The sequence below is a fragment of the Gilliamella sp. M0320 genome, from assembly GCF_016101635.1.
GTDB lineage: Bacteria > Pseudomonadota > Gammaproteobacteria > Enterobacterales > Orbaceae > Gilliamella > Gilliamella apis.
On the sequence record NZ_JACFQD010000001.1, the window covers coordinates 356,038 to 368,317 of the forward strand.

The window sequence follows — 12,280 nt, forward strand, 5'->3', positions numbered from 1 at the left end:
ATCAGCTGAGTTATGCGTGCTAGTAATGTTTGAGTAATTACTCTATACTTAACTGCCCGTTGTATTGGTGGTTTAGAAACAAATCCACTCGGTGCGATAATTTTTTAAATTGTTCACTGCCGTGTAGGTAGCTTAGAAATATAAAATTCTTTTTGTTTCAAATTAATGTGATCACCGCCGAATAGGCGGTTTCTAGTTATTATTGCTATAATTAAATTAATTTGTGTCCCTATAATATTCTTTTTGGTTTTGAAATTTTATTGACTTGTATTTTTTTTATAGTTAACATGACAAACATGTAATGAAAATTACATGTTATTATTTCTATAAAATTAGATGTAATATAAAAGAAAACCCCAAATGTTCGAGATTTGGGGTTGTTTGAATTTTATCCAAAAATATGACAGGAGGACAAAATTTTGTTCAAGGATAAAACGTTGACAATGCAATGTCAAATTTCAATTGACCAATTTGTATTAAATAAATTACAAAAATTTGTAATTGATAATCAAGCTGCAAATGATGAACTTATTCTAGATTTAGCATCAAATTCTAATTATTATTCAATAAAAGATATTATGAAAATACTTAATATCTCAACTAAAAAAGAAGTTGAATTATTAATTAAAAATTTGCAGTTAAATAAAGAAAAATATCGTCATTTAAACGCTAATAATCAGTGGAAATATAATAATGACGCACTTAATATTTTAAAGTTATATTTGATTTATAAAGTAGCATAAAAAAAAAGGCTTATACTAAAAAGTATAAGCCTTTTTTTGTTTCATTTTTACAAATATAAGGAGGGCCAATGAATAATATTTCTTGGCAAGATATAAGAAAGGTTATTGTCGACTTTCTTCAGCAACGGCTTGCTAATAACAGCAGTTATAAAAGTGAACTGACCAAATTAGAAAAAGCTACACAAGCAGGCGATCAAAAGGCTGTAAATGAATCTCAACAGAAGATATTAGAACTGAGTAAAAGATTTGATTTTGAAAATTGGATGGAAGATGCTGCAACGCGTAGATTGTTTTGGATATCCATTTGTCACCACTCTTCTAAAGCTATTCATTCTTCAAGTTTAGGTGATAACGTTAACAATTTTACAATTGTCAAACCAAATGAACAGCAATATGTATCTTCATCAACACCAACACATTTAGTAGCTGATAGTTCAGGAAATGCTGCCGGTCTAGATATATTTTCTCTATTGAATCAATGTATTAATGGAGATAAAACATTATTAGAATTAATTATTGACGATCATCCAGCTGTATTAAAAGCGCTATCTGATGATGAGCAGAAAGCAGCAATCTATTTAGCCAATTTTAAAAAAGTTATCTTTAATGATTTTGAAAAACCAAAAGCTGACGAACTTAATAAGCAATTTTATTGGCCGAATAGTGAAGAGAGTTATTTGTCACAACAAGAAGATAATTATCGTTTGCTTGTTCCTTTGCATCCCACATCTTTGTGTAATGTAGTCTATCAAAAAGTACAAACCCGCTTTTCCGAAGAAAATAAAAAAGCTCGTGAACAACGGCGCTTGAAAGGAGTAGAACATCAACCTTATTTTACTTTCCATCACTTAGCAGTGGTAAAACTTGGTGGTAGTAATCCACAAGGGGTAAGTCAATTAACCAGTAATCAAGGCGGTCGTAATTTTTTATTACCTTCAATGCCACCTAAATTCGAGCGCTCTCAATTTCCGTCAATTGGTCAAAAAAAAGAAAGTGTATTTGACAATTCCTTACAGTATTTCTGCCGATTTGGTTTTCGCTTACTGTTCGATATGGTTGCTGCACCCAAAAATGTAGTTGAAGAGCGGGATAATCGAAAAGATGCCTTTGCGGTTATTTTAACTTTATTGCTTAAATTTGCTCGGAATATACAAACTTCCATGCCGGCAGGTTGGAGTCGTGATTATTCGTTACTGATGTCACAAAAACTTTGGCTTGATCCTAATCGGGCCGAACTTGAAGATGAAGAAAACTTTAAACATCAGTATGAGCAAGGTAATTGGGTTGTTGAATTAGAAAAGGATTTTGCTTTTTGGATTAAAAATGCCTTAATAGAAAAATTCGACAATACTAAAAAACAATTCTCTGATGCTGAATCTCAAGAGTGGCGTCGCGAATTTCGCGAAGCAGTAAAAGCCAGTCAACGTAGGAAGGAGGGGATCTTCTAATGGCAGATTTAACATTCTATCTCTTTTTTGATCATGTCAAAATTCATAATGCCAATGCCATCTCCAGTCCGTTAACTTATGGTTTTCCGGCTATTTCGGGATTTTTAGGGGCGATTCATGCTTTAAATCGAAAAATTGAGTCGGATCATCCTATCTATCTGGATGGTGTATTAATCGCTTGTCATGATTGTGATGTACAAGTTTATCGACCTAATAATTATGCGGATTATACATTTCGACTTACCCGCAATCCGTTAGCTAAAAATGGTGATACTCGTTCAATTATTGAAGAAGGTCGAGTTCATCTTGATGTCTCATTGCTAGTAGAGGTGAAAATAGACGATATGGAAACCTTATACAATACTGAGCAACAACAATCATTTATTAAGCAGATGAAGCAAAAACTTTATCAGCAACGTATTGCTGGTGGTCAGGTTATATCAATTGAAAATGTCTCATTACTTTCTTCAGATGAGTCAGATAAATCCTTATCAAAACTTTTATTACCAGCATTTGTTTTAGTAGAAGCACAGCAAGAGTTACAGGAAATCACCGCCGAGCTACAACAAAAAGATCCGAATGCTACTGCACTTGACGCGTTAGTTGAAACTGCCATGTTGCATCATCATCCGCAAGAAAAAGAGCATTGGCAAACCACATCGGTCAAGCAGGGACGAGGTTGGTTAGTACCGATACCCCTTGGTTATCAAGCTATTTCACCACTGTTTGACGCAGGAATGGTTGAACATGCCCGTAGTAATCAACATCCAACACAATTTGTCGAATGTATTTATGGATTAGGCAAGTGGGTATTTCCACTAAGATTACAAGATAATTTATCACAAGCGTTTTGGCGTTATAAATGCAGCGAACTGCAATCGAATGACGCAGATATTTATATTATTAATCAAGATTAATTAAACAAGTTTAGCATTAAAAAAGGAATGAATTATGAGTAAAGATAAAATCACTACCGCATCAGTATTAGCCTTTGAACGTAGTTTTGATATTTCTGATGCCATTTTTGCCCAGCAAAAGAGCCATGATGACCAAAAATTAACGCCAGTTTTATTATCTGAAAAATCTGTTAGAGGTACCATTTCGAATCGGCTTAAAAATGCTTTAGCAAATGATCCGGCTAAATTAGATGCGGAAATTCAAAAAGCTAATTTACAAACAGTCGATGTTGCAGCGCTTGATGCCGATAAAGATACCTTAGTGGTTAAATGGAGCTGTAAAGTACTACCTTTCTTAGGTACACCTTCAGTTTGTAATAATATTGACTATCAAGAAGCATTAATAAAAACTACTCAAAGCTATATCAAAGCAGAAGGGATGCAAGCATTAGCTAAACGTTACGCTATCAATATATTAAATGGCCGTTGGTTATGGCGTAATCGTATGGCTGCCGAACAAATTAGTATTGCCATCACTTGTAAAGATGACGATAAAGTCATGATTGAAATTAGTGATGTTAAACAATATCAATTAAATTCATTTGATTATGATGATAAATCAGTAAACGAGCTTGCCGCTCTGATTGAAGCTGGCTTATTAGGCAAAGAGTTTGTTATTTTCGATATTCAAGCCAAATTAAAAATGGGATTGGGGCAAGAGGTCTATCCATCACAAGAATTGATTTTGGATACTGGTAAAGAAAAAAGTAAAGTCCTGTATGAAAAAAATGGTCAGGCAGCAATGCACTCGCAAAAAATCAGCAATGCCATTCGAACTATTGATACTTGGTATGCTGAAAACGCCGAGTTTCCGATTGCTATTGAACCTTATGGTGCAGTTACCACTATGGGACATGCTTTTAGACAACCTAAACAAAAACAGGATTTTTATACCTTATTTGATAATTGGGTACTCAAAGGTGAAAAACCAACGCTTGAACAACAACATTATGTTATCGCTGTTTTGATTCGTGGTGGTGTATTTGGTGCTAGTGGTAAGGAGTAATATTATGCTTACTCACTATTTTGAACTACGGGCAATTCCACAACTGGAGATAACTGAAACTGAAGTGATTAATCAAGTTATGCAATCACTGCATCAGGTATTAGTTAACCATCAAGGCAATATTGCGGTTAGCTTTCCTTGTTATAATGTCCAGCGAACATTAGGCGGAATTATCCGGTTATTTGGCGATGAAGCGCAGTTACAACAATTTAGAACTGCCTTACTACAGCAAACTGTAATTAATGATTACACCTTAGCCCTGCCAATAGCATCTGTACCGACAAGTGTTAAAGGTTACCTACGCTTAATTCGTATCAATCCTAAAGGACAAAGTGCTTTAAGACGAGCCGAAAAACGTTTAACTGCACAAGGTAAATGGTCAGCCGAGGTAAAAAGCAAAATGGTTGAAAAATGGGGCAGCGTTCATTTGAACTATCCACACCTTCATTTTGCTAGCAAAAGCACAGGGCAACATTTTATTATGTGGCTGAAACAACAAAAATGTGCAACGGCTGTTCAAGGTACATTTAATAGTTACGGACTCAGCAAAACTGCTACTGTTCCTGATTTTTAACTAAATAATAAGGGCATTATTATAATGCCCTTAGCTACCAATATCTAACCATATTAACAGCATAAATTTTGAGGAGAGTACTTTTTGAAACTAAAAAATTTGAGGAACGGGGTTTTTTGAGTTTAAAATCCTTAATAACTGAAATGATCAGAATAGGTAAAAATATCTAAAACTAGGTAGGCAAGAATTATGAAATAAGGTTTTTGTGTATTGATGTTGTTGAGATTAAACTTTACAAAAGTTAACAATTTAGACTTTAAAAGAAGTTGCATAGATTATTTTCAATCACTATACTTTTAGATTATTTTTAGCTCAATAATAGGCTGTTATTTAGTCAAATTAACTTAAAAAAGCGAAATAAAACATGGAATTACTTGACAAGGCTGTCGTTATGAACTATAATGTTAAACACCAAACACCAAACACCAAACCTGCCCAACTTATACTTTAAAATCATCTCGTTATTGCAATCAACGTTTAGTTTTTTCTAGTAGTTTATTTTTTCCTCGATTTTTGAGGTTATTTTTATTCTCGCCACTTTTTAGTGTTTTCGCCGTTACTTTAGTTTTATTCTTTTCATCAAGTAGTTCTGCATTAACATCTCTAAGAGCCAGTACCGTAAAAGTTATTGCCGGCAATTCTCCCTATATTATATTAGGCGATGGTTTTAATCCTTTAACTGATTTGCGTCAAATAATAGGTTTGAATTTTCCTAATGGTCAAGGTGGTTATAATTGGATAAGCGCCTGGGATGCGGGGATTACCATAAAAGCACCGCCAGGTATGCATTTTAATCAAGTCATGTCCCATAGTGTCATTAGTGATGGTAATGCTCATCATATCCCTTATCTTACTATAGGTGATGCAGATGGTGATGAGGCGGGGGGGTATGTGTCAGGTTATCTAAAAGCGACATGGTATGAAAATGGCGTACAAATTCCGTATGATTGGTTAGGTAATGAATTGTGGGGTTGTGGTGGGCCGTATAAATTAAGAGTAGAGGTTTGGGATATCCAAGCTAATACCCCTTATGGTGCACCGAATAATCGTTATTATGGTAATAGTTGGGTGGAATATACCGTTATTCCCCATAATCCCAGTATCTGCTATTTAAGACCAAATGATATGGGTAATTATGGCGGTTATGATGGAAATGTATTTCATAACTTTTGGGGCTTTTCTCGTTGGAGTGGCTTTCCGACCACGGGTTTTCAAAATGCGGCATTTACGTTAATAGGTGCAGGTGCAGACCAAAGTCGTTATCGCTGTTATTCACATAATGGGGGTGGCAAAATATGGTTATCGACCATCAATGGTTATGGTGCAAACTGCACGGTTAATTATGCTGCAGAAAAAAAATGGCAATTTATTCAAAATGGTACGCCGGTAATAACCATGGAGTACTTTAACGGTCGAGATTGGATTTGGATGGATAGTTTTACCATACCGGTACCGAGTAAATGGCCAGCGAAAATAAATCAAAACCTTCTTGAATTTACTAACCAGTTATCAGACGATATTAGCGATCCCGGAGATCGAAATATTTGGCATGGCGGTGCAGAACATGGACATTGGGAGCATATTCCCAAAACAACTTATAAAACATTAGATTATTGTCGTAACGATGACCACTCATCGCTCTTAAGATATAAAACAACAAGAGATGAAGCTTTAGATGATAATTTTCGTAGGGGATTGCTATATACACTAGAAGAATATAAAGGAAATAGTGATTGGAATCCAAATTTTATACGAGGAGTAGGCAGTTTTATGGGCGAATGGGGGGTATTGGGTAATTATAACTCTCTTTTTGCAAACGAGATATGGACCGCTACTAAAGCGACTTTTAATCCCGGTATAGGTCCTGCACGTTTTTATCCGCTTGGTTTGAGACAAAATGGTCAGGTTGTATTCAATACGGGCGGCAAAAAACAAGGAAATTCTAATATTATTAATATGGCTATTTTTAACAAAAGAGCGATATGCCGTGGAGATTAATTCTATAAAGTTAACGATTGATAATCTGGCAAATACAACGCAACAAATTGTACCTATCAATAAATGTATAAATACAATCAGTTGCGTTCTGCCTTTAATAAATCAGGTATCGAAGGTAGAATTAACTGCATAGCAAATATATCTTTGAAGAGCGCACTTTTTAAACCCAAAAATTTACGGAAAGGAGTTTTAAAAAGGTTAAAATAGTGCGTTAACGGCTTATCTGACTAATAATATTTACAAAAGTTAACAATTTAGACTTTAAAAGAAGTTGCATAGATTATTTTCAATCACTATACTTTTAGATGATTTTTAGCGCAATAATAGGCTGTTATTTAGTCAAATAAACTTAAAAAAACGAAATAAAACATGGAATTACTTGACAAGGCTGTTGTTATGAACTATAATTTAAAACACCAAACACCAAACACCAAACCTGCCCAACTTATAATTTAAAATCATCTCGTTATTACAATCAACGTTTAGTCTTTTCTAATAATTTATTTTTTCCTCGATTTTTAAGGTTATTTTTATTCTCGCCGCTTTTTAGCGTTTTCGCCGTTACTTTAGTTTTATTCTTTTCATCAAGTAGTTCTGCATTAACATCTCTAAGAGCCAGTACCGTAAAAGTTATTGCCGGCAATTCTCCCTATATTATATTAGGCGATGGTTTTAATCCTTTAACTGATTTACGGCAAATAATAGGTTTGAATTTTCCTAATGGTCAAGGTGGTTATAATTGGATAAGCGCCTGGGATGCCGGGGTTGCCATTAAAGCGCCGCCCGGTATGCATTTTAATCAAGTCTTGTCCCATAGTGTCATCAGTGATGGTAATGCTCATCATATCCCTTATCTTACTATAGGTGATGCAGATGGTGATGAAGGGGGGGGATATGTGTCAGGTTATCTAAAAGCAACATGGTATGAAAATGGCGTACAAATTCCGTATGATTGGTTAGGTAATGAATTGTGGGGTTGTGGTGGGCCGTATAAATTAAGAGTAGAGGTTTGGGATATCCAAGCTAATACCCCTTATGGTGTGCCGAATAATCGTTATTATGGTAATAGTTGGGTGGAATATACCGTCATTCCCCATAATCCCAGTATCTGCTATTTAAGACCAAATGATATGGGTAATTATGGTGGTTATGACGGAAATGTATTTCATAACTTTTGGGGCTTTTCTCGTTGGAGTGGCTTTCCGACCACGGGTTTTCAAAATGCGGCATTTACGTTAATAGGTGCAGGTGCAGACCAAAGTCGTTATCGCTGTTATTCACATAATGGGGGTGGCAAAATATGGTTATCGACCATCAATGGTTATGGTGCAAACTGCACGGTTAATTATGCGGCAGAAAAAAAATGGCAATTTATTCAAAATGGTACGCCGGTAATAACCATGGAATACTTTAACGGTCGAGATTGGATTTGGATGGATAGTTTTACCATACCGGTACCGAGTAAATGGCCATCAAAAATGGGCAATAAGAGTAATTTTACCAATCAAGTGATTCTTGACGGTATGAACGAGCCTGGAGATCGAAATGTTTGGAATGGAGGTGCTGAACATGGACAATGGGTACATGTTCCTAAAACAATTTATTACATATTGGATTATTGTAGTGGCAGAAATAGTAACAATGTAAAACGCCGAACCCAAACAGCGGAAGCGATGGATGACAATTTTCGCAGGGGATTGCTATATACGCTTGTAGAGCTTAAAGGTAATAATAATACACGAGGTTTTGTTCGTGGTTTAGGTAATTTTATGGGCGAATGGGGGGCATTGAACAGTTATAATTCACTTTGGGGAGATAAAATGTGGACAGCAGATAGAAATGATGCTTACAAGCCTTTTTATGTTCAAGTCGATGGATATGCTATTACACCAAGTATAAACCGTAATGGATTGACAATTTCAGCCAATTCAATATGTCGTGGAGATTAATCCTATGATGTTACCATTGATAATCTAGCAAATATAACGCAACAAATTGTACCTATCAATAAATGTATAAATACAATCAGTTGCGTTCTGCCTTTAATAAATCAGGTATCGAAGGTAGAATTAACTGCATAGCATATCTTTGAAGAACGCACTTTTTAACCTCAAAAATTTGCGGAAAGGAGTTTTAAAAAGGTTAAAACAGTGCGTTAACAGCTTATCTGACTAATAATATTTACAAAAGTTAACAATTTAGATTCTAAAATCAGTTGCATAGATTATTTTCAATCACTATACTTTTAGATGATTTTTAGCGCAATAATAGGCTGTTATTTAGTCAAATTAACTTAAAAAAACCAAATAAAACATGGAATTACTTGACAAGGCTGTTGTTATGAACTATAATTTTAAACACCAAACACCAAACACCAAACCTGCCCAGCTTATACTTTAAATTCATCTCGTTATTGCAATCAACGTTTAGTCTCTTCTAGTAGTTTATTTTTTTCTCGATTTTTAAGATCATTTTTATTCTCGCCGCTTTTTAGCGTTTTCGCCGTTACTTTAGTTTTATTCTTTTCATCAAGTAGTTCTGCATTAACATCTCTAAGAGCCAGTACCGTCAAAGTTATTACCGGGAATTCTCCCTATATTATATTAGGCGATGGTTTTAACCCTTTAACTGATTTACGGCAAATAATAGGTTTGAATTTTCCTAATGGTCAAGGTGGTTATAATTGGATAAGTGCCTGGGATGCTGGGGTTGCCATAAAAGCACCGCCAGGTATGCATTTTAATCAAGTCATGTCCCATAGTGTCATCAGTGATGGTAATGCTCATCATATCCCTTATCTTACTATAGGTGATGCAGATGGTGATGAAGCGGGTGGGTATGTGTCAGGTTATCTAAAAGCAACATGGTATGAAAATGGCGCACAAATTCCGTATGAGTGGTTAGGTAATGAATTGTGGGGCTGCGGTGGGCCCTATAAATTAAGAGTAGAGGTTTGGGATATCCAAGCAAATACCCCTTATGGTGTGCCTAATAATCGTTATTATGGTAATAGCTGGGTGGAATATACCGTTATTCCCCATAATCCCAGTATCTGCTATTTAAGACCAAATGATATGGGTAATTATGGCGGTTATGATGGAAATATATTTCATAACTTTTGGGGCTTTTCACGTTGGAGTGGCTTCCCGACCACGGGTTTTCAATATGCGGCATTTACGTTAATCGGTGCCGGTGCGGACCAAAGTCGTTATCGATGTTATTCACATAATGGGGCCGGCAAAATATGGTTATCCACTATTAATGGTTATGGCGCAAACTGCACTGTTAATTATGCATCAGAACAAAAATGGCAATTTATTCAAAATGGTACGCCGGTAATAACCATGGAGTACTTTAACGGTCGAGATTGGATTTGGATGGATAATTTTACGATACCGGTGCCAAGTAAATGGCCATCGAAAGGAGGTAATAAGAGTAATTTTACCAATCATCTGGTGATTAACGCTATAAATGATCCTGGAGATCGGGATGTTTGGAATGGCGGTGCTGAACATGGACAATGGGTACATATTCCTAAAACAATTTATTACGTATTGGATTATTGTAGTGGCAGAGATAGTAACAGTGTAAAACGCCGAACCCAAACAGCGGAAGCGATGGATGACAATTTTCGCAGGGGATTGCTATATACGCTTGTAGAGCTTAAAGGTAATAATAATAGAGCAAGAGGTTTTGTTCGTGGCTTAGGTAATTTTATGGGCGAATGGGGGACATTGAACAGTTATAATTCATTTTGGGCAGATAAGATATGGACAGCAGATAGAAATGATGCTTACAAGCCTTTTTATGTTCAAGTCGATGGATACGCTGATTTACCAAGTATAATACGTAATCCTAAAGACGCATGGACAATTGCAGCTAGTCCATTATGTCGTGGAGATTAACCCGAGATTATGTTAATGACTACCAAAATTGCAAATATAACTTTATTTTAAAAACAATGATAAGTTGTGTTAACAATTTGAGGAGCGTACTTTTTAAAGCCCAAAATCTTCTAAAAAAACAATTCTACGGTATTAGGTTGCGCAAAAACAGCTATTTGCCTTTTGCTGTACAATCTCCCAGACTATGTTTATAGTAGTTTATATTTTGAATTAATATTGGTTTTAATTACTAACGATATTATGAAGCTTCAACAATTACGTTACATTTTAGAAATTGCCCGTTCAGGCTCAATCAATGAGGCTGCTAAAAATTTGTATATTACTCAACCAAGTTTATCAACTGCAGTGAAGGAGTTGGAAGCTGAATTTGGTATTGAAATTTTTGTACGGACATCTAAAGGAGTTTCATTATCGACTGATGGAGTTGAATTTTTAGGTTATGCAAAACAGGTTTTAGATCAAGCTCAGTTGCTAGAACAGCACTATGCTAAAAAAGTACCTTCCAAACAATTGTGTAGCATATCTACCCAACATTATGCATTTGCGGTAAACGCTTTTGTTAATTTAATCAAAAAGAATCATACTGATGAATATGAGTTTACCCTACGTGAAACTCGTACTTACGATATTATAACTGATGTGGCTAATTTACGTAGTGAAGTAGGTATTTTGTATCTAACTGATTTTAATCAAAAAGTTATTTTACGTTTGCTTAAAGAACATCGTTTAACTTTTAATCCACTATTTGAGGCTGATCCACATGTATTTATCAGTACCCATCATCCTTTGGCGGCCATGAAGTCTTTAACATTAGATGATTTAGAGGATTTTCCCTATCTTTCATTTGAACAAGGTGAATATAACTCTTTTTATTTTTCCGAAGAGATTTTAAGTACTGTGTATCATAAAAAGAGTATTCATGTCAGTGATAGGGCAACTTTATTTAATTTATTGCATGGATTAAATGGTTATACCATTAGTACCGGTGTGCTCAGTACTGATTTAAATGGTTCAGACATTCTATCTATCCCTTTAGATGTCGAAGAAAAGATATTAATTGGCTGGATAACATCACAAAAAGCACAGCTAAGTTTATCGGCACAAAATTATATCGAAGCGTTGAAAAAGCTTATTCAAGAAGAGTATGGTTTTAAGCTCAAATAAGCGTTTGCGATTAATAAATCAAATTGCTATTTCAGTAAATTCCAGTATAATTGCGCACGATTCATATATTTATTATATGGATGCCGAGGAATGTCTGAATTAGAGATCGGTCATTCCATTTTTTATATTTATTTTAAGAGGTTTATTATGTCTCTAACTGTAGAAGCTAAAGCGAAAATCGTTGCTGAATATGGTCGTGGTACTAACGACACTGGTTCAACTGAAGTTCAAGTTGCTCTTTTAACTGCACGCATTAATGACTTACAAGGTCATTTTTCTGAGCATAAAAAAGATCACCATAGCCGCCGTGGTTTATTACGCATGGTGTCTAGCCGTCGTAAATTATTAGATTATTTACGTCGTAAAGACTTTGAACGTTATAGCCAATTAATTCAAAGACTAGGTTTACGTCGCTAATTATTTATCTACTTGAAAAGAGGCTTAGGCCTCTTTTTTCGTTGTGAAAATTCAAGGCTTTGATATAAT

The 12,280-nt window shown here is 35.2% G+C and carries 12 protein-coding genes; 10 read left to right on the forward strand and 2 right to left on the reverse strand.

Going from position 1 to position 12,280, the window contains the following annotated elements; translation table 11 throughout:
- Positions 1-443: 443 nt before the first annotated feature.
- The 6 genes from H3T83_RS01600 (at position 444) to H3T83_RS01625 (ending at position 6,725) form a co-directional block, all read left to right on the forward strand.
- Positions 444-743, forward strand: coding sequence for a hypothetical protein (locus H3T83_RS01600; protein WP_198214888.1), 300 nt, complete (start codon positions 444-446; stop codon positions 741-743).
- Positions 744-811: 68 nt separating this feature from the next.
- Positions 812-2,191 (forward strand): type I-F CRISPR-associated protein Csy1, encoded by a 1,380-nt coding sequence (gene csy1, locus H3T83_RS01605; RefSeq protein WP_198214889.1) that lies wholly within the window; start codon positions 812-814, stop codon positions 2,189-2,191.
- Entirely contained in the window at positions 2,191-3,108 is a 918-nt protein-coding gene (gene csy2 / locus H3T83_RS01610; protein ID WP_198214890.1) for a type I-F CRISPR-associated protein Csy2, read from the forward strand. The genes csy1 and csy2 overlap by 1 nt, the downstream gene beginning before the upstream one ends.
- Positions 3,109-3,142: 34 nt before the next feature.
- Positions 3,143-4,153 (forward strand): type I-F CRISPR-associated protein Csy3, encoded by a 1,011-nt coding sequence (gene csy3 / locus H3T83_RS01615; protein ID WP_198214891.1) that lies wholly within the window; start codon positions 3,143-3,145, stop codon positions 4,151-4,153.
- A gap of 4 nt (positions 4,154-4,157) precedes the next feature.
- Complete coding sequence (cas6f, locus tag H3T83_RS01620) at positions 4,158-4,727, forward strand: type I-F CRISPR-associated endoribonuclease Cas6/Csy4 (RefSeq protein ID WP_198214892.1); 570 nt, start codon at positions 4,158-4,160, stop codon at positions 4,725-4,727.
- A gap of 513 nt (positions 4,728-5,240) precedes the next feature.
- On the forward strand, positions 5,241-6,725 hold the full coding sequence (locus tag H3T83_RS01625) for a hypothetical protein (protein WP_198214893.1): 1,485 nt from the start codon (positions 5,241-5,243) through the stop codon (positions 6,723-6,725).
- 475 nt (positions 6,726-7,200) lie between these two features.
- Here the strand turns inward: H3T83_RS01625 and H3T83_RS01630 are convergent, their stop codons facing one another.
- Positions 7,201-7,368, reverse strand: a complete 168-nt coding sequence (locus H3T83_RS01630; RefSeq protein WP_198214894.1) for a hypothetical protein — start codon at positions 7,366-7,368, stop codon at positions 7,201-7,203.
- A gap of 64 nt (positions 7,369-7,432) precedes the next feature.
- Here H3T83_RS01630 and H3T83_RS01635 point away from each other — a divergent pair, with 64 nt between their 5' ends.
- Positions 7,433-8,674, forward strand: a complete 1,242-nt coding sequence (locus H3T83_RS01635) for a hypothetical protein (RefSeq protein ID WP_198214895.1) — start codon at positions 7,433-7,435, stop codon at positions 8,672-8,674.
- A gap of 470 nt (positions 8,675-9,144) precedes the next feature.
- On the opposite strand, the gene H3T83_RS01640 is transcribed toward H3T83_RS01635, so the two are convergent.
- Positions 9,145-9,297 (reverse strand): hypothetical protein, encoded by a 153-nt coding sequence (locus H3T83_RS01640; protein WP_198214896.1) that lies wholly within the window; start codon positions 9,295-9,297, stop codon positions 9,145-9,147.
- A gap of 79 nt (positions 9,298-9,376) precedes the next feature.
- Between H3T83_RS01640 and H3T83_RS01645 the strand changes: the two genes are divergently transcribed.
- The 3 genes from H3T83_RS01645 (at position 9,377) to rpsO (ending at position 12,211) form a co-directional block, all read left to right on the forward strand.
- Complete coding sequence (locus H3T83_RS01645; RefSeq protein WP_198214897.1) at positions 9,377-10,630, forward strand: hypothetical protein; 1,254 nt, start codon at positions 9,377-9,379, stop codon at positions 10,628-10,630.
- Between the two features lie 240 nt (positions 10,631-10,870).
- Positions 10,871-11,794, forward strand: a complete 924-nt coding sequence (locus H3T83_RS01650; RefSeq protein WP_065578586.1) for a LysR family transcriptional regulator — start codon at positions 10,871-10,873, stop codon at positions 11,792-11,794.
- Positions 11,795-11,941: 147 nt separating this feature from the next.
- Positions 11,942-12,211, forward strand: a complete 270-nt coding sequence (gene rpsO, locus H3T83_RS01655) for a 30S ribosomal protein S15 (protein ID WP_065578587.1) — start codon at positions 11,942-11,944, stop codon at positions 12,209-12,211.
- The last annotated feature ends 69 nt before the right edge of the window (positions 12,212-12,280 follow it).

Coding starts and splice junctions, on each gene's coding strand:
- H3T83_RS01650 (WP_065578586.1), top strand. CDS start 10,871: ATGAAGCTTCAACAATTACGTTACATTTTAGAAATTGCCCGTTCAGGC.
- csy1 (WP_198214889.1), top strand. CDS start 812: ATGAATAATATTTCTTGGCAAGATATAAGAAAGGTTATTGTCGACTTT.
- csy3 (WP_198214891.1), top strand. CDS start 3,143: ATGAGTAAAGATAAAATCACTACCGCATCAGTATTAGCCTTTGAACGT.
- H3T83_RS01600 (WP_198214888.1), top strand. CDS start 444: ATGCAATGTCAAATTTCAATTGACCAATTTGTATTAAATAAATTACAA.
- cas6f (WP_198214892.1), top strand. CDS start 4,158: ATGCTTACTCACTATTTTGAACTACGGGCAATTCCACAACTGGAGATA.
- rpsO (WP_065578587.1), top strand. CDS start 11,942: ATGTCTCTAACTGTAGAAGCTAAAGCGAAAATCGTTGCTGAATATGGT.
- csy2 (WP_198214890.1), top strand. CDS start 2,191: ATGGCAGATTTAACATTCTATCTCTTTTTTGATCATGTCAAAATTCAT.